At 59.9% G+C, this 17,540-nt stretch carries 14 protein-coding genes; all 14 read right to left on the reverse strand.

Features of this window, described 5'->3' with window-relative positions; genetic code table 11:
* Positions 1–57: 57 nt before the first annotated feature.
* The 14 genes from tilS to uppS all read right to left on the reverse strand — a co-directional run bounded on the left by tilS (position 58) and on the right by uppS (position 17,523).
* On the reverse strand, positions 58–1,377 hold the full coding sequence (gene tilS / locus JFT44_RS19785; RefSeq protein WP_057958702.1) for a tRNA lysidine(34) synthetase TilS: 1,320 nt from the start codon (positions 1,375–1,377) through the stop codon (positions 58–60).
* Positions 1,378–1,535: 158 nt separating this feature from the next.
* Positions 1,536–2,483 (reverse strand): acetyl-CoA carboxylase carboxyltransferase subunit alpha, encoded by a 948-nt coding sequence (locus JFT44_RS19790; RefSeq protein ID WP_029297260.1) that lies wholly within the window; start codon positions 2,481–2,483, stop codon positions 1,536–1,538.
* A 139-nt stretch (positions 2,484–2,622) separates the two neighbouring features.
* The gene (gene dnaE, locus JFT44_RS19795) at positions 2,623–6,144 is read right to left on the reverse strand and encodes a DNA polymerase III subunit alpha (protein ID WP_057958701.1); all 3,522 of its coding nucleotides are present in this window, start codon (positions 6,142–6,144) and stop codon (positions 2,623–2,625) included.
* Between the two features lie 77 nt (positions 6,145–6,221).
* Positions 6,222–6,854 (reverse strand): ribonuclease HII, encoded by a 633-nt coding sequence (gene rnhB / locus JFT44_RS19800; protein ID WP_057439893.1) that lies wholly within the window; start codon positions 6,852–6,854, stop codon positions 6,222–6,224.
* Positions 6,851–7,990, reverse strand: a complete 1,140-nt coding sequence (lpxB, locus tag JFT44_RS19805; RefSeq protein ID WP_198831050.1) for a lipid-A-disaccharide synthase — start codon at positions 7,988–7,990, stop codon at positions 6,851–6,853. The genes rnhB and lpxB overlap by 4 nt, the downstream gene beginning before the upstream one ends.
* Before the next feature lie 2 nt (positions 7,991–7,992).
* Complete coding sequence (gene lpxA / locus JFT44_RS19810; RefSeq protein WP_032858160.1) at positions 7,993–8,769, reverse strand: acyl-ACP--UDP-N-acetylglucosamine O-acyltransferase; 777 nt, start codon at positions 8,767–8,769, stop codon at positions 7,993–7,995.
* On the reverse strand, positions 8,766–9,206 hold the full coding sequence (fabZ, locus tag JFT44_RS19815) for a 3-hydroxyacyl-ACP dehydratase FabZ (protein WP_029297270.1): 441 nt from the start codon (positions 9,204–9,206) through the stop codon (positions 8,766–8,768). The genes lpxA and fabZ overlap by 4 nt, the downstream gene beginning before the upstream one ends.
* 110 nt (positions 9,207–9,316) lie before the next feature.
* Positions 9,317–10,372, reverse strand: coding sequence for a UDP-3-O-(3-hydroxymyristoyl)glucosamine N-acyltransferase (gene lpxD / locus JFT44_RS19820; protein ID WP_115127530.1), 1,056 nt, complete (start codon positions 10,370–10,372; stop codon positions 9,317–9,319).
* Between the two features lie 3 nt (positions 10,373–10,375).
* Complete coding sequence (locus JFT44_RS19825; RefSeq protein WP_057958698.1) at positions 10,376–10,879, reverse strand: OmpH family outer membrane protein; 504 nt, start codon at positions 10,877–10,879, stop codon at positions 10,376–10,378.
* Positions 10,880–10,924: 45 nt separating this feature from the next.
* Positions 10,925–13,312 (reverse strand): outer membrane protein assembly factor BamA, encoded by a 2,388-nt coding sequence (gene bamA, locus JFT44_RS19830; RefSeq protein WP_198831051.1) that lies wholly within the window; start codon positions 13,310–13,312, stop codon positions 10,925–10,927.
* Positions 13,313–13,386: 74 nt separating this feature from the next.
* A complete protein-coding gene (rseP, locus tag JFT44_RS19835) occupies positions 13,387–14,739 on the reverse strand; it encodes a sigma E protease regulator RseP (RefSeq protein WP_057958696.1) in 1,353 nt (450 codons plus the stop codon).
* Between the two features lie 35 nt (positions 14,740–14,774).
* Positions 14,775–15,965 carry a 1-deoxy-D-xylulose-5-phosphate reductoisomerase gene (gene ispC, locus JFT44_RS19840; RefSeq protein WP_169990168.1) on the reverse strand — a complete coding sequence of 397 codons (1,191 nt, stop codon included), beginning with the start codon at positions 15,963–15,965 and terminating at the stop codon, positions 14,775–14,777.
* Positions 15,962–16,768 carry a phosphatidate cytidylyltransferase gene (locus JFT44_RS19845; RefSeq protein ID WP_057439903.1) on the reverse strand — a complete coding sequence of 269 codons (807 nt, stop codon included), beginning with the start codon at positions 16,766–16,768 and terminating at the stop codon, positions 15,962–15,964. The genes ispC and JFT44_RS19845 overlap by 4 nt, the downstream gene beginning before the upstream one ends.
* A complete protein-coding gene (uppS, locus tag JFT44_RS19850; protein WP_057439905.1) occupies positions 16,768–17,523 on the reverse strand; it encodes a polyprenyl diphosphate synthase in 756 nt (251 codons plus the stop codon). Before uppS ends, JFT44_RS19845 begins: the two co-directional genes overlap by 1 nt.
* Positions 17,524–17,540 lie beyond the last annotated feature (17 nt).

Consider the following 17,540-nt stretch of genomic DNA (forward strand, 5'->3'; position numbering starts at 1 on the left):
AGGAGAATCCACAGAAGTTGTATCAAGAAGGGAGCGTAGTCTACCGGAAAGGCGCTATCAGCTCAAACCTTGATCGCAGGTTGGTGGCGCCCAATGTAATTGCCAGTCATCCCCCTGCCCTGTCGAGGCCCCTGCCAGGTTGGCCACGGCCACCAGACGGCTGCCCTGGTAGAGCAGCGGCAATCTGCCACGGATAAAGCCCGGTACAGCCGTTTCGTTCAGCAGACGCTTGAGGTCGCGCCGGCCACGGCCGGGCACGTCCATGACTTCACCGCCCTGGCGGTAGCGGATGCTCAAAGGGCCTTCAGGGGCATGCCCGCTGAAATACAACTGCCCGTTGCCAGGTAACTGTAGTGGGTTTTGCGGGTGCGACCAGCTCAAAGGACTGTCGGAAAACTCTGACCAATTGGTAGGTATCCACCAGATACGATCGTTGCAACGCTGCAATTGGCCGTCAGCCAAACGCCACACCGGCTGCGCGTCCTCCTTGGCATCGCGCAAGGCGCTCCAACCAACCCAATGTTCGCTGTCGGGCATCGCCGTCAACGGCGCCAGCCAATAGCGCAGGACGTTGCGCTGCCGAGCGTCGGAAAGATCGCGCAGTGGCGCAAGTGCCAACGATGGCAGCGCCAGCCAGGGAAACGCCGACGGCAGTTGAGCGGCCTGCATATCCAGTTGCGCCAACTCATCGAGCAGCTCCTGGGCCTGCGCCAGATGCCCGGCAGTACGGGCCAGGCTATTCACGGCCTGGGGCCAGCGCGCCGTAAGTACGGGAAACACATGATGGCGCAGGTAATTCCGGGAAAAGCGTGGGTCGCCGTTGGAGGGGTCTTCGATCCAGCTCAACTGCTGCTCGCGGGCGTAAGTTTCCAGTTCGGCTCGCGACACCTCCAGCAGCGGCCGCATCAGGTGCCCCCCACCCAAAGATCGCTGGGCGGGCATGCCGGTGAGGCCCCGCACTCCCGCGCCCCGCAGCAGGCGAAACAGCAAGGTCTCGGCCTGATCGTCACGGTGCTGGCCAGTGAGTAGCAACTCACCTGGGCCGATTGCCTCGGCGAACGCCTGGTAGCGCGCGTCACGGGCCGCACGCTCCAGGCTTGCACCCGATGGCACCTGCACACGCATGACCCGCAGCGGCACACCGGCGGCATCACAGACCGCCTGGCAATGGGCTGGCCACGCGTCGGCCGCAACCTGGAGGCCGTGGTGAACATGGATAGCCTGCAGTGGCGGCAAGGATTGGGTTTTTGCCAGATCGGCAAGGAGGTGCAGCAGAACCGTGGAGTCGAGTCCGCCGGAGTAGGCGATCTGCCAGGCCGGGGCGTCGCGCCAGGGGGCCAGGGTTTGCAGGAGTTTGGCGGTTAGAGTTGGTTTCATCGCACGTTACCGCCGCAAAACTGGAATACGTTAGCCAAGCATATACAACGCCAATGTGGGAACGGGCTTGCCCGCGACAGCGGTGTACCAGTCAACCCATCTGGCACTGACACATTGCTATCGCGGGCAAGCCCGCTCCCACAGGGTAATGCAGTAGCTTAGAGACCGTAGCTCATCAGGCGCTCGTAACGACGGGCCAGCAGCGCCTCGTTGTCGAATTTCTTGAGCATGTCCAACTGCGCGCAGAGTTCGGCGCGGATGGTGGCCGATGCGGCCGCCGGGTCGCGGTGGGCGCCGCCCAGGGGTTCGGCAATCACTTTGTCGACGATACCCAGGCCTTTCAGGCGATCAGCGGTGATCCCCATGGCTTCGGCAGCATCCGGGGCCTTTTCTGCGGTTTTCCACAGGATCGAGGCGCAGCCTTCCGGCGAGATCACCGCATAGGTGGAGTATTGCAGCATGTTCAGTTGGTCGCAGACGCCAATGGCCAGCGCACCACCGGAACCGCCTTCACCGATCACGGTAGCGATGATCGGGGTTTTCAGACGCGCCATCACGCGCAGGTTCCAGGCAATCGCTTCGCTCTGGTTGCGCTCTTCAGCGTCGATGCCTGGGTAGGCGCCAGGGGTGTCGATAAAAGTCAGGATCGGCATTTTGAAACGTTCAGCCATTTCCATCAGGCGGCAGGCCTTGCGGTAGCCTTCCGGACGCGGCATGCCGAAGTTGCGACGCACTTTCTCACGCACTTCACGGCCTTTCTGGTGACCGATCACCATCACTGGCTGGTCATCCAGGCGAGCAATGCCGCCGACAATCGCCGCGTCATCGGAGAAGTGGCGGTCGCCATGCAGCTCGTCGAATTCGGTGAAGATGTGGTCGATGTAGTCCAGGGTGTACGGACGGCGCGGGTGGCGGGCCAGGCGCGCGATCTGCCAACTGGTCAGCTTGCCGAAGATGTCTTCGGTGAGCGTCTTGCTCTTGTCTTGCAGGCGGGAGATTTCATCGCCGATATTCAGCGAATTGTCATTGCCGACCAGGCGCAGCTCTTCGATCTTGGCTTGCAGGTCAGCGATCGGCTGTTCGAAATCAAGAAAATTCGGGTTCATAAGCGTCCGTCTTGGGTCGACGGCCAGGGAGTGCCTGGCCAGCCGGTTGTCTATTCGCGCCCTACCTTAAGGGAGAGGCGCGTCAAGGTCGAGATTAAATGTCGAGTCGAGGTCAGGGGTACAAGGGCAGCCCTGACCGTCAACGGTATTGGAGGAAGACGTTGTCACGCCCGAACTGGTCACGCAATGCTTGAATCAAGCCATCAGCCGGGTCAATTCGCCACGTCTCGCCAAACTGCAACATCGCCTTGGCATCGCTGCCGGTGTACTCCATGGTCACCGGGCACGCACCACGGTGACGTTTGAGCAGATCCCCCAGCCAGCGTAGCTGATCGCCCTTGAGCGCTTCGGTTTTCACCTTCAGGCGCAGGCTTTCGGCCAGGTTGGTGCGGGCATCTTCCATGCTCATTACGCGTTTGATCCGCAGGCGCAGGCCGCCGGAGAAGTCATCGTTGCTGACCTCGCCCTCCACCACCACCATCGCGTCGGTCTGCAACAGCGACTGCGCGGAATGGAACGCATCGGCAAACAGCGACGCTTCGATACGCCCGGAGCGGTCGTCGAGGGTGATGAAACCCATCTTGTCGCCCTTTTTGTTCTTCATTACCCGCAGGGCAATGATCATCCCGGCCACGGTCTGGGTATCGCGCGCCGGTTTCAGGTCGATGATGCGCTGGCGGGCAAAACGCCGGATTTCGCCCTCATATTCGTCAATCGGGTGGCCGGTGAGGTACAGGCCCAGGGTGTCTTTTTCACCCTTGAGGCGTTCCTTGAGGGTCAGCTCCTTGGCCTTACGGTGGTTAGCGTACACATCGGCATCTTCTTCGACGAACAACCCGCCAAACAGGTCGGCATGCCCACTGTCATGGGTGCGGGCGGTTTGTTCAGCGGCCTTGATCGCTTCTTCCATGGCGGTCAGCAGTACCGCGCGGTTACGGTCGATATTGGCCTGGTAGGCCTTCGACTCGTCATGGAAGTACGGACCAAGACGGTCAAGTGCGCCGCTGCGGATCAGGCCATCGAGGGTACGTTTGTTGATGCGCTTGAGGTCGACCCGGGCGCAGAAGTCGAACAGGTCCTTGAACGGACCGTCCTGGCGCGCCTCGGTAATCGCCTCAACCGGGCCTTCGCCCACGCCCTTGATCGCCCCCAGGCCATAAATGATGCGGCCTTCGTCGTTCACCGTGAACTTGAACTCCGAGGCGTTCACGTCCGGCGCGTCGAGGCGCAGCTTCATGGTCCGCACTTCTTCGATCAAGGTCACGACCTTGTCGGTGTTGTGCATATCCGCCGACAGCACCGCCGCCATGAACGGCGCCGGGTAGTGGGCCTTCAGCCAGGCAGTCTGGTACGACACCAGGCCGTAGGCGGCGGAGTGGGATTTGTTGAAACCATAACCGGCGAATTTTTCCACCAGGTCAAAGATGTTACCGGCCAGGTCGGCGTCGATATTGTTGGTGGCACAACCCTCAATGAAGCCGCCGCGCTGCTTGGCCATTTCCTCGGGTTTTTTCTTACCCATGGCCCGGCGCAGCATGTCCGCACCGCCAAGGGTGTAGCCGGCCATGACCTGGGCGATCTGCATCACCTGTTCCTGATACAGGATGATGCCATAGGTCGGTGCCAGTACCGGCTTGAGGCCTTCGTACTGGTAGTCGGAGTGCGGGTAAGCCAGTTCGGCGCGCCCGTGCTTCCGGTTGATAAAGTCGTCCACCATGCCCGATTGCAGCGGGCCCGGACGGAACAGGGCCACCAGTGCGATCAAGTCTTCCAGGCAGTCGGGCTTGAGCTTTTTGATCAGCTCCTTCATGCCGCGGGATTCAAGCTGGAACACCGCAGTGGTTTCGGCTTTTTGCAGCAGCGCGTAGGTAGGTTTGTCGTCCAGTGGGATAAAAGCGATATCCAGCGGCGCTTCATCCACCTTGGCGCGCTCACGGTTGATGGTCTTGAGCGCCCAGTCGATGATCGTCAGGGTACGCAGGCCGAGGAAGTCGAACTTCACCAGGCCGGCCGCCTCCACGTCATCCTTGTCGAACTGGGTTACCAGGCCATCGCCTTCTTCGTCGCAATAGATCGGCGAAAAGTCTGTCAGCTTGGTCGGCGCGATTACCACGCCACCGGCGTGCTTACCAACGTTACGCACCACGCCTTCGAGCTTGCGCGCCATGTCCCAGATTTCGGCGGCTTCTTCATCGACCTTGATGAAGTCGCGCAGGATTTCTTCCTGCTCGTAGGCCTTTTCCAGGGTCATGCCGACTTCAAAGGGGATCATCTTCGACAGACGATCCGCCAGACCGTAGGACTTGCCCTGTACCCGCGCCACGTCGCGAATTACCGCCTTGGCCGCCATGGAACCAAAGGTGATGATCTGGCTTACAGCGTTACGGCCATATTTCTCGGCCACATATTCGATGACACGGTCGCGACCATCCATGCAGAAGTCGACGTCGAAGTCGGGCATCGATACCCGTTCCGGGTTCAGGAACCGTTCGAACAGCAGGTCATATTCCAGCGGGTCGAGGTCGGTGATCTTCTGCACATAAGCCACCAGCGAGCCGGCACCCGACCCCCGGCCAGGGCCCACCGGTACGCCGTTGCTTTTGGCCCACTGGATAAAGTCCATTACGATCAGGAAGTAACCCGGGAACCCCATCTGGATAATGATATCCAGCTCGAAGTTCAGCCGGTCGACATACACCTGGCGCTTGGCCTCGTAATCTTCGGTGGTGTCCTTGGGCAGCAGGACGGAAAGACGCTCTTCCAGACCATCGAACGACACCTTGCGGAAATACTCATCGATGGTCATGCCATCGGGAATCGGGAAGTTGGGCAAAAAGTGTTTGCCCAGCTTCACTTCGATATTGCAGCGCTTGGCAATTTCGACGGAGTTTTCCAGGGCCTCGGGCAAGTCGCTGAACAGCTCAGCCATTTCCTCGGCGCTTTTGAGGTACTGCTCTTCGCTGTAGTTCTTCGAGCGACGCGGATCGTCCAGCGCCCGGCCTTCGCCGATACACACGCGGGTTTCGTGGGCCTCGAAGTCTTCCTTCTTGATAAAACGCACATCGTTGGTGGCGACCAGCGGCGCACCCAGCTTTTCGGCCAGGGCCACGGCAGCGTGCAGGTGCTCTTCGTCGTTGGGGCGATTGGTGCGCTGAACTTCCAGGTAGAAGCGGTCAGGGAACACCGCCATCCACTCCCGGGCGAGCACTTCTGCCTCCTGGGGATTGCCGCCCAGCAAGGCGAGGCCAACCTCCCCTTCCTTGGCAGCCGACAGCATAATCAGCCCTTCGCTGGCCTCGGCCACCCATTCGCGCTCGATGATGATCGAGCCGTTGCGCTGGCCGTCGATAAAACCGCGGGAAATCAGTTCAGTCAGGTTGCGATAACCCACGCCGTTCATCGCCAACAGGCTGATGCGACTCAAGGCGTTATCGGGGTCTTTGTTGGACAGCCACAAGTCGGCGCCGCAGATCGGCTTGATGCCGGCGCCCATGGCGCTCTTGTAGAACTTGACCAGGGAGCACATGTTGTTCTGGTCGGTCACCGCCACGGCCGGCATATTCATGCCCACCAGGGTTTTGACCAGCGGTTTGATCCGTACCAGGCCGTCGACCAGGGAGTATTCAGTGTGCAGGCGCAGGTGAACGAATGAAGCCGGCATAGTGATCCTGTCTAGATACGTGTGAAAACAACAAGGCCCGGATTGTACCGGGCCTTGAGTAAAACATCAGCCTGCGCCTAAAGCTCGACCAGGCTTTCGCGCACCTCATAAGCCTGGCGTACCGGGGCAAACGAGCGGCGGTGGATCGGCGTCGGGCCCAATCGAGCCAGGGCTTCCAGATGAACGGGCGTCGGGTAGCCTTTATGGCCGCCTATGCCATAGCCCGGATAGATCAATTCGAACGCCGCCATCTCACGGTCACGACTGACCTTGGCCAGGATGGAGGCGGCGGCAATTGCCGGCACCTTACTATCACCCTTGACCACCGCCTCGGCCGGCATCGCCAGCTTCGGGCAGCGATTGCCGTCGATCATCGCCAGCTTGGGGGTGATGTGCAGGCCCTCGACGGCGCGCTGCATGGCCAGCATCGTGGCATGCAGGATGTTCAGTTCGTCGATTTCTTCGACTTCGGCCCGGGCGATATGCCAGCTGAGGGCTTTTTCGCAAATTTCATCAAAAAGCTTTTCACGACGGGCTTCGGTGAGCTTCTTCGAGTCGTTGAGACCGAGGATCGGACGATTCGGATCAAGAATCACCGCCGCCGTGACCACCGCGCCGCACAACGGGCCGCGCCCTACTTCATCGACACCGGCGACCAGTTCGTGGGTTTGGGCGACCAGGCTGAAATCCAGGCCCATTTGCGTCTTCATAGGGTTTCCTGCTGGCGGCCGATCAAGGTCAACACGGCGTCTGCGGCCTGGTTCGACGCATCACGGCGCAAGGTACGGTGAATTTCGTCAAAGCCGCGGGTTTGCTCTTCGCCACCATCGATCAACGGCAGAATGGTCTGGGCCAAGGCCTCGGGGGTAGCAGCGTCCTGCAGCAACTCCGGCACCAACAACCGCTGGGCCAGCAGGTTGGGCAAGGAGATGTACGGGCTTTTGACCATGCGCTTGAGAATCCAGTAGGTCAGCGGCGCAAGGCGATAGGCCACAACCATCGGCCGCTTGTAGAGCAAAGCCTCCAGCGTGGCGGTACCGGAGGCGATCAACACCGCATCACAGGCCGCCAGGGCCAGGTGCGAACCACCGTCGAGCAGGGTCAACGGCAGGTCACGTCCTACCAGCAAGGCCTCGATCTGTGCACGCCGTTGCGGGCTGGCGCACGGCAGTACAAACCGCACCCCGGGCTTCAAGGCCAGCAGACGCTCGGCCGCATCGAAAAACAGTGCGCCCAGGCGCCCGACTTCACCGCCACGGCTACCGGGCATCAACGCCACCAGCGGCCCGTCGGGCAGGCCCAACGCGGCGCGGGCGGCGGCGCGATCAGCCTGCAGCGGAATGGTATCGGCAAGGGTGTGGCCGACAAACCTGACCGGCACGCCCTTCTCTTCGTAGAACCGCGCCTCGAAAGGCAGCAGGGTCAGCATCAGGTCGCAGCCTTCGCGGATCTTCAGCACACGCTTTTGCCGCCACGCCCATACGGACGGGCTGACGTAATGCACGGTCTTGATCCCGGCCTGACGCAGTTTGAGTTCGATATTGAGGGTGAAGTCCGGTGCGTCGATACCGATAAAGACGTCCGGTTTTTCTGCAATCAGGGTCTGGATCAGCAGTTTGCGCCGAGCCAGCAGCTCGCGCAGGCGCCCCAGCACTTCCACCAGCCCCATGACCGACAAACGCTCCATGGGAAAGTAGGAAGTCAGGCCTTCGGCCTGCATCAGCGGGCCGCCGACCCCAATGAATTCAACGGCTGGATGCTGCGCCTTGATGGCGCGCATCAGGCCAGCGCCGAGGATATCGCCGGAAGCTTCTCCGGCCACCAATGCAATACGCAGCGTGGCCATGATCAGCGGGTGATGCCGCGAGTCGATGCCTGGATCGAATCGCGGAAGATGGCAACTTCTGGAAACAGCGCCGCCGGCTCGGCCAGCTCGGCCAGCGCCTGGTCAACCGTCAGCCCCTGGCGATACACCACTTTATAAGCGCGGCGCAGGGCGTGGATGGCATCTTCGCTGAAACCACGTCGGCGCATGCCTTCGAAGTTCATGCTGCGGGCTTCGGCAGGGTTGCCAAAAACCGTGACGAACGCCGGTACATCCTTGCCAATAGCGGTACCCATGCCGGAAAAGCTATGGGCACCAATATGACAGTACTGATGCACCAGGGTGAAACCGGAAAGAATCGCCCAGTCGTCAACGTGCACATGGCCGGCCAGCGCAGTGTTATTGACGAGGATGCAGTGGTTGCCGATCACACTGTCGTGACCGATATGGGCGTAGGCCATCACCAGATTGTGATCACCCAGGGTCGTTTCCGCCCGATCCTGCACTGTGCCACGATGAATGGTCACGCCTTCACGAATGATGTTGTGATCACCGATTACCAGGCGGGTTTCCTCACCCTTGTACTTCATGTCCGGCGTATCTTCGCCTACCGAGGAGAACTGGTAGATGCGGTTGTGTTTGCCAATGCGGGTCGGACCCTTGAGGATCACGTGCGGCCCGATGACAGTCCCCTCGCCGATTTCCACACCTGCGCCGATGATCGACCAGGGGCCGACCTCAACGTCGGCGGCCAGCACGGCCGTCGGATCGATGATTGCGCGAGGGTCAATCAAACTCATAGTTTGCGTTCCGCACAGATGATTTCGGCGGAACACACAGGCTTGCCGTCAACGGAGGCCTGGCATTCGAATTTCCAGATCTGGCGCTTGCAGCTCACGAACTTGGCTTCCAGGATCAACTGGTCACCTGGGGTGACCGGGTTGCGGAAGCGCAGCTTGTCGGAGCCCACGAAATAGTAAAGCGTGCCATCGGCAGGCTTGAGGTCGAGCATTTTAAAACCGAGGATACCAGCGGCCTGGGCCATTGCCTCAATGATCAGCACGCCCGGCATGATCGGATGCGCGGGAAAGTGACCGTTGAAGAATGGTTCGTTGATGCTGACATTCTTGTAGGCACGAATGCGCTTTTCCTCAACATTCAGTTCCACTACACGGTCCACCAGCAGGAACGGGTAACGGTGAGGCAGGTATTCGCGAATCTCGTTGATGTCCATCATTTCGGGGGGAAGCCTGTAATAAAGATTGGGAGCGCGCGGACTAAGGCACGCCCCTCTAGCAAATCAAGAAGGCAGTCTAGCTGCTGTGCACACTTGATATGGAAATGGTATCAGCCATCTGATGAAACATTACTGCCAGGGGTCACGTCCCCAACACGCTTTTCCAGATGTTTCAGGCGCCGCGCCATGTCGTCGAGCTGCCTTAAACGGGCCGCGCTCTTGCGCCACTCGGCCGCGGGTTGCATCGCTGTACCGGAAGAGTAGGCCCCTGGCTCGGTAATCGAGTGGGTCACCATGGTCATTCCGGTAATGAATACGTTGTCGCAGATTTCAATATGGCCCACCAAGCCGACACCGCCGGCCAGCATGCAATGCTTGCCGATCTTGGTGCTGCCAGAGATGCCGACACACGCGGCCATGGCCGTGTGATCGCCAATCTGTACGTTGTGGGCGATCTGGATCTGGTTGTCCAGCTTCACACCATTGCCAATCACGGTATCGGCCAGGGCCCCGCGATCGACGGCAGTGTTGACGCCAATCTCCACATCATCACCGATCAGCACACCGCCGACCTGGGCGATCTTCTGCCAGATGCCCTTCTCGTTGGCGAAGCCAAAGCCTTCGCCGCCGATCACGGCACCCGACTGAATCACCACTCGCTGCCCGATACGCACATCGTGGTACAGGGTCACGCGCGGCGCGAGCCAGCCACCTGCACCGATTTCACTGCGGGCACCGATAAAGCAATGGGCTCCGACAGTCACACCGGCGCCAATGCGCGCACCACTCTCGATCACCACAAAAGCACCGATGCTCGCCGCAGGATCTACCTGAGCATCATCGGCGATGACAGCAGAAGGATGGATACCAGGAGCCGCTTTGGGTTTCGGATCGAACAGGTGCGACACCCGCGCGTAAGCCGCGTAAGGGTCAGCCACCACCAGCGCATCCCCGGCAAACGTCTCGGCGTCAGCGGCCTTCAGCAATACGGCTGCAGCCTGGCTGTCGCCCAGGTATTTACGATATTGGGGGTTTGCGAGGAAGCTCAACTGAGCTGGGCCAGCCTCCTGCAAGGTGGCTAGCCCAGTGATTTCCTTCTCCGGGGAGCCACGCAAGGTAGCCCCCAGGAACTCGGCCAATTGACCGAGTTTGATAGTCGCGGTCATGGCTTACTTCAGCTGGTTCATGCGCTCGATCACCTGGCGGGTGATGTCGTATTGAGGCTTGACGTCAATCACGGCGCCACGCTCGAAGACCAGGTCAAAGGCACCTTTCTTGATGACTGCTTCCACGGCGCTGTCGAGTTTTGGCTTCAGTTGCTTAAGCATTTCACGGTCAGCAACAGCCTTGGCTTCGTTCAGCTCCTTGGACTGGAACTGATAGTCACGGGCCTTTTGCTTGAACTCAAGCTCCAGACGCTCGCGCTCGCCTTGCTGCATTTTATCGCCACCGGCGACCAGACGATCCTGGATGCCCTTGGCGCTGCTTTCCAGGGTCTTGAGCTTGGTCAGTTGCGGACCAAATTTCTTCTCGGCATCCACGGCGTACTTCTTGGCCGCATCGGATTCCAGCAGAGCCATCTGATAGTTCAGGACGGCGATTTTCATTTCGGCAAACGCCGGGGTCGCTACCAGCACAGTTGCCAGAAGAACCAATTGAGTCAACTTACGCACGATGCACTCCTACAGAATCCGTTGTCGTTATCTTGGGTCGGACGCTTAGAACGTCTGGCCGAGGGAAAATTGGAAAATCTGGGTTTCAGCGTTATCCGGTTTCTTGACTGGCATCGCCAAGGCGAAGCTCAGCGGACCCAGGGCAGTAATCCAGGTCACCCCCACACCCACGGAACTGGCCAGATTGCTCAAGCTGACGTCGTTGCACTGGGTGTTGGACTTCAAGCCGCTTGGGTTACGGATCTGCTCGCACTTGGAGTCGAATACGTTACCCACATCCCAGAAGACCGAGGTCCGCAGGGAACGCTGGTCCTTGACGAACGGCAGCGGGAACAGAATTTCAGCACCACCTTGAATCAGCACGTTACCACCGAATGGCAGCGGATCATTGTCCGAGTCACGCACGGTGCCGACGTTACCGGTTTCACCAACACCACGGCTTGGCGTACCACGTGGACCCAGGGTGCTGTCCTTGAAGCCACGTACCGAGTTGAAACCACCGGCGTAGTAGTTCTCGTAGAACGGCAGGCCATCGGTCGAACCGTAGCCATCACCATAGCCCAATTCCGTGTGCAGGCGCATGGTGTAGTTATCGCTCAACGGCGTGAACAACTGGCCACGGTAGTCGAGTTTGAAGAACGACAGGTCGCTACCTGGGGTGGTGGCTTCCAGGGTCAGGCTCTGGGAATGACCACGGGTCGCCAGCACGCCTTTGTTCAGGGTGGACTCGGACCAACCGGCAGAGGCCTTGAAGTTGAGGAACTTGTCACCTTCACGACGGGTGAAGTCGAAGATCTCGTCCACGGTGTAGACACCGGTCTTGATCTCATCCTGCTGCGCGGTCAGGCCGAAGGTCAGACGCGAAGTCTCACTGATCGGGTAGCCCACGTTGACACCGGCACCCAGGCTGTCGATCGCATAGCTTGCAACGTCGACGTCGAGGTCTTTGTAGTCGGTGGTGCGGTAGAAAGCGTTGTAGCCCAGGCTCACACCATCAGCAGTCCAGTAGGGGTCCACATAACCGAAGTTGTAGCGGCTCTGGTATTCACTGCGGGTCAGGCCGATGGAAACCTTGTTACCAGTACCCAGGAAGTTGTTCTGGGTGATCGAGCCACCAAGGATCAGGCCGGCACTCTGTGCAAAACCGACACTGGCGGTGATCGAGCCGGAGGCTTGTTCTTCCACGGCGTAGTTCACGTCGACCTGGTCATCCACACCCGGTACGGCCGGGGTTTCGACGTTGACTTCCTTGAAGAAGCCCAGGCGCTCAAGACGGGTCTTGGACTGGTCAATCAGGTAGGTCGAAGCCCAGCCACCTTCCATCTGACGCATTTCACGACGCAGCACTTCGTCCTCGGACTTGGTGTTGCCACGGAAGTTGATGCGGTTGACGTAGGCACGCTTGCCTGGATCGACGACAAAGGTGATGTCCACAGTGTGGTCATCATCGTGCGGGGTCGGCACGCCGTTGACGTTGGCGAAGGTATAGCCTTCGTTACCCAGGCGACGGGTGATCAGCTCGGAAGTCGTGGTCATCAGCTTGCGCGAGAACACCTGGTCCTTCTGGACCAGCAGCAGGGACTTGACCTGGTCTTCAGGCACTTTCAGGTCGCCGCTGAGCTTCACGTCACGAACACGGTACTTCTCGCCTTCGTTGACGTTGACGGTGATGTACACGTGTTTCTTGTCCGGGGTGATGGACACCTGGGTCGAAGCGATATCCATGTTGATATAGCCACGGTCCAGATAGTAGGAACGCAGGCGCTCCAGGTCACCGGAGAGTTTTTCACGGGCGTACTTGTCGTCGTTCTTGAAGAACGACAGCCAGTTGGTGGTCTTGAGTTCGAACAGGTCGATCAGGTCGTCGTCGGCGAACTTGGTGTTACCCACCACGTTGATGTGCTGGATCGCCGCCACAGTGCCTTCGTTGATGTTGACCTTCAGACCGACACGGTTGCGCGGCTGCGGCACCACTTCGGTTTCCACGGAAGCGGAGTAACGGCCCTGGGCAACGTATTGACGTTGCAGCTCGTTACGCACGCCTTCGAGGGTGGCACGCTGGAAGATCTCGCCTTCGGCCAGGCCGGACTGTTTGAGACCCTTCATCAAGTCTTCAGTGGAGATCGCCTTGTTGCCTTCGATCTCGATACTGGCGACAGAAGGCCGCTCGACGACAGTGATGACCAGGACGTTGCCTTCACGACCCAGTTGGATATCTTGAAAGAAGCCGGTTTTGAACAGCGCACGAGTGGATTCCACCAGGCGACGGTCGTCAGCCTGTTCCCCAACGTTCAACGGCAAGGCGCCAAAGACGCTACCCGCGGAAACCCGCTGGAGGCCGTTGACGCGAATATCGGAGATGGTGAAGGACTCGGCGTGAACTTCGGCGATCATCAATACGGTGAGAACCGCAGTTAGCAGCAGACGTTTCATGAAGTCCTTTCTTATTCCAACTGGCAATAAACAAACTGCCGCAAAATGCGGCAGATTCGCAATTCAGCGAAGCGTTACAGACGTCCCAGATCGTTGACCAAGGCTAACAACATCACCCCGACCACCAAACTGATACCGATCTGTATCCCCCAACCCTGCACCCGATCCGACAAGGGGCGACCACGCACCCACTCGACGAGATAAAACAACAGATGCCCCCCATCCAATACTGGAATGGGCAACAAATTCAGAACTCCTAGGCTAATACTCAGATAAGCCAGGAAATTCAGGAAATCAGCAACGCCCGACTGGGCAGAAGCGCCCGCCACTTTAGCAATGGTTATCGGCCCACTCAAGTTTTTTACCGAGAGCTCGCCGAACAACATTTTCTTCAGCGAATCGAGGGTCAGCACACTCATGGTCCAAGTGCGTCTTGCACCTTCGCCAATTGCAGCCAACGGCCCGAAGCTGACCTCCCGCACCATCGATGGCGGCCATTCGACACCTTTGACCCCGGCACCCAGGTATCCGCCGGCTGCCTTGGCCTCTCCACGCACCGCGAGGGTGACAGGGACGTCGATTTGAGCACCGTCGCGCTCAACTTTCAGCACAATTTTCGTATCAGGACGTACACGAACCAGATCGACCACTTGCTGCCAGTCACCCAGCACTTGGCCATCCAGGGCCAGCAAACGATCACCGGTCTTGAGGCCGGCCGCCTGGGCCGGCCCCTTCGGATCGAGCTCAGCCAATACCGGCGGCAGTGCCGGGCGCCATGGACGAATACCGAGGGACTTGATCGGATCAGGTTCATCAGCGCCCTTGAGCCACTTGTCCAGGACCAGCTCGCGCGGTGTCTCGGCCGTGGAGTCCTGCTCGCGCACCACCAGTTGTACGGTGCCGCTCTCACCCAGGCGTCGAACCAGCTGCAGATTGACCGCCCCCCAGCCTGTAGTAGGCTCGCCATCAATAGCAACAATTTCCTGCCCGGCGCTCAAACCAGCCTTGGCGGCGATGCTGCCCGCCTCCACCGCACCGATGACCGGCCGCACTTGCTGACTGCCCAGCATTGCCAGGACCCAGAAGAACACCATGGCCAGCAGGAAGTTGGCGATCGGGCCGGCAGCCACGATAGCGATCCGCTGACGAACGGTCTTGCGATTGAAAGATTGATCCAACTGATCAGCCGGCACTTCGCCTTCGCGCTCGTCGAGCATCTTGACGTAGCCGCCCAGGGGAATGGCAGCAATCACGAATTCGGTGCCCTTGCGGTCGTGCCAGCGCAGCAGCGGCATGCCAAAACCCACGGAAAAACGCAGGACTTTGACGCCACAACGGCGCGCCACCCAGAAATGACCGAATTCGTGGAAAGTGACCAGCACACCCAGAGCAACCAGGGTGCCGATAATCATGTAGAGCGCACTCATCTAATCTCTCCGCATTCCAATCCAGCGCCTGCCGACTAACCTGCGTGGCGTTTCAACCATTGCTCGGCCAAGACCCGGGCCTTGGCATCCGCCTCGAACACGGCGCCCAAATCATTCACGGCAACCACCGGCTCAAGGCTCAAAATTTCCTCGATGATACTCGCGATCTGTGGAAAGCGGATGCGCCGATCAAGAAACGCAGCAACCGCGACCTCATTGGCCGCATTGAGCATCGCCGGAGCGCTGTTGCCCGCCTCTGCCGCCTCACGTGCCAGGCGCAGGCAAGGGAAGCGCTGATCATCCGGTGCTTCGAAATCCAGGCGGGCAATAGCAAACAGGTCCAGGGGCGCCACACCCGAGTCAATCCGCTCTGGCCATGCCAGGGCATTGGCAATCGGCGTGCGCATGTCCGGGTTGCCCAACTGGGCCAGCACCGAGCCATCCACGTAGTCGACCAGGGAATGAATCACACTTTGCGGATGAATCACCACTTCGACCTGATCGGCGCGAGCATCAAACAACCAGCAGGCTTCGATCAGTTCCAGGCCCTTGTTCATCATGCTGGCCGAATCCACCGAGATCTTGCGCCCCATCGACCAATTGGGATGAGCGCAAGCCTGATCGGGAGAGACGTGCTCCAGCTCGGCCAGCGGCGTCTGACGGAACGGGCCGCCAGAGGCTGTCAGCAGGATACGCCGTACGCCGACCTGACTCAGGCCGCGGGCAAAATCGCCCGGCATGCACTGAAAAATCGCGTTGTGTTCGCTGTCCAGCGGTAACAGTACCGCTGCGCTCTTGCGCACGGCCTGCATAAACAGCGCGCCGGACATGACCAGCGCTTCTTTATTGGCCAACAGGATCTTTTTGCCAGCATCCACCGCTGCGAGGGTTGGACGCAAACCCGCGGCGCCGACAATAGCAGCGACCACGGTATCCACTTCAGAGGCAGCGGATACCTGGCACAAGCCCTCCTCACCGACCAACACCTGGGTCGACAGACCCGCAGCCCGCAGATCGTCCTGCAAACCACGGGCAGCGGTCCCATCCGGCACCACTGCGAACTGCGGCCGGTGCCGCACGCACAGCGCCAACAGCTCGCTCAAGCGACTGAAGCCGGTCAGGGCAAATACCTGGTAGCGCTCAGGGTGACGGGCAATCACATCCAGCGCGCTCAATCCGACCGAGCCGGTTGCCCCCAGCACGGTTACCTGCTGCAGGCGGCTCACGAAGCGGCCATCCACAACAATACGGCAAACACCGGGATCGCCGCCGTCAGGCTGTCGATGCGGTCCAGCACACCGCCATGGCCCGGCAGCAGGTTACTGCTGTCCTTGATGCCAGCCTGGCGCTTGAACATGCTTTCGGTGAGGTCGCCGACCACCGAGATCAGTACGACCACCGCCGCGCCCATCAGGGCCAGGAGGATTTGTTTGCCCCCCCAATCACGCATAACGCCAACAACCAGGGTAATCAACAACGTCAAGGCCAGCCCGCCGTATACCCCTTCCCAGCTCTTGCCGGGACTGACCGCTGGGGCCAGCTTGCGCTTGCCAAAAGCACGGCCGGAGAAGTACGCACCGATATCCGCGCCCCAGACCAGGACCATCACCGCCATGATCAACCAGTTGCCCAGGGCCATATGCTTGATATAGACCAGGCCCTGCCAGGCCGGCAGCAGGATCAGCAGGCCGATCACCAGCTTGCAGGCGACGCTGGACCACTTGCTGCTGGTCCGCGGGTAGGTCAACACGAGGAATGTCGCCAACGCCCACCACAGCACCGCCGCCCCGAGCACCCAGGGTGCGACATCCGGCAGGATGTACATCAGGAACAGCAACAACGCGACAACGGCGGCGTACACCACCCGCGGCAGTTGTTCGGCAAACCCTGCCAGGCGCGCCCATTCCCAGGCGCCCAGGGTCACGACCAGACCAATGAACAGCGCAAAGCCTGCACCTTCGAGCAGGAAAAACCCGCACAGGGCGATCGGCAGCAGGATCAGTGCCGTGATGATTCGTTGTTTAAGCATTAAACCCGGGCTCCAGCTTCGATCTGCTCGCTCGTTTTACCGAAGCGACGCTGACGGGAAGCGAAATCGGCCAGCGCATTACGCATGGCATCGTGTTTGAAGTCCGGCCAGAACAGGTCGGAGAAGTACAGCTCGGTATAGGCCAACTGCCACAACAGGAAGTTGCTGATGCGGTGCTCGCCACCGGTACGGATGCACAGGTCCGGCAACGGCAGGTCGCCGGTCACCAGACAGGTTTGCAACAACTCGGGCGTGATGTCTTCCGGCCGCAGATGACCGGCCTGCACTTCACGCGCCAGGCGCTGGGCGGCCTGAGCAATGTCCCACTGCCCGCCATAGTTGGCGGCGATTTGCAGGACGAAGCGGTTGCTGCCAGCAGTGATAGCCTCGGCCTCACGCATGGCCGTCTGCAGTTCCGGATGGAACCGCGAGCGATCGCCGATGATACGCAGGCTGATGTTGTTGTCGTTCAGACGCTTGGCCTCACGACGCAAGGCCTTGAAGAACAGGTCCATCAAGGCGCTGACCTCTTCGGCCGGGCGCTGCCAGTTTTCACTGGAGAAGGCAAACAAGGTCAACACCTCGACCTTGGCCTCGGCACACACCTCGATCACGGCCCGTACCGCATCGACACCCGCTTTATGCCCGGCGACACCCGGCATAAAGCGTTTTTTCGCCCAGCGATTATTCCCATCCATGATGATCGCGACATGGCGCGGCACCACAGAGGGCACAGTCTGCTTGGTCTTTTCCATGAAGGCGTCCTGACCCC

Source organism: Pseudomonas sp. MF5691, assembly GCF_016405645.1.
GTDB classification, from domain to species: Bacteria; Pseudomonadota; Gammaproteobacteria; order Pseudomonadales; family Pseudomonadaceae; genus Aquipseudomonas; species Aquipseudomonas shahriarae.

What these genes read in the sequence shown, in the direction of transcription:
- tilS (WP_057958702.1), bottom strand. Translation starts at nt 1,377, where the DNA reads ATGAAACCAACTCTAACCGCCAAACTCCTGCAAACCCTGGCCCCCTGG.
- JFT44_RS19790 (WP_029297260.1), bottom strand. Translation starts at nt 2,483, where the DNA reads ATGAACCCGAATTTTCTTGATTTCGAACAGCCGATCGCTGACCTGCAA.
- dnaE (WP_057958701.1), bottom strand. Translation starts at nt 6,144, where the DNA reads ATGCCGGCTTCATTCGTTCACCTGCGCCTGCACACTGAATACTCCCTG.
- rnhB (WP_057439893.1), bottom strand. Translation starts at nt 6,854, where the DNA reads ATGAAGACGCAAATGGGCCTGGATTTCAGCCTGGTCGCCCAAACCCAC.
- lpxB (WP_198831050.1), bottom strand. Translation starts at nt 7,990, where the DNA reads ATGGCCACGCTGCGTATTGCATTGGTGGCCGGAGAAGCTTCCGGCGAT.
- lpxA (WP_032858160.1), bottom strand. Translation starts at nt 8,769, where the DNA reads ATGAGTTTGATTGACCCTCGCGCAATCATCGATCCGACGGCCGTGCTG.
- fabZ (WP_029297270.1), bottom strand. Translation starts at nt 9,206, where the DNA reads ATGATGGACATCAACGAGATTCGCGAATACCTGCCTCACCGTTACCCG.
- lpxD (WP_115127530.1), bottom strand. Translation starts at nt 10,372, where the DNA reads ATGACCGCGACTATCAAACTCGGTCAATTGGCCGAGTTCCTGGGGGCT.
- bamA (WP_198831051.1), bottom strand. Translation starts at nt 13,312, where the DNA reads ATGAAACGTCTGCTGCTAACTGCGGTTCTCACCGTATTGATGATCGCC.
- rseP (WP_057958696.1), bottom strand. Translation starts at nt 14,739, where the DNA reads ATGAGTGCGCTCTACATGATTATCGGCACCCTGGTTGCTCTGGGTGTG.
- JFT44_RS19845 (WP_057439903.1), bottom strand. Translation starts at nt 16,768, where the DNA reads ATGCTTAAACAACGAATCATCACGGCACTGATCCTGCTGCCGATCGCC.
- uppS (WP_057439905.1), bottom strand. Translation starts at nt 17,523, where the DNA reads ATGGAAAAGACCAAGCAGACTGTGCCCTCTGTGGTGCCGCGCCATGTC.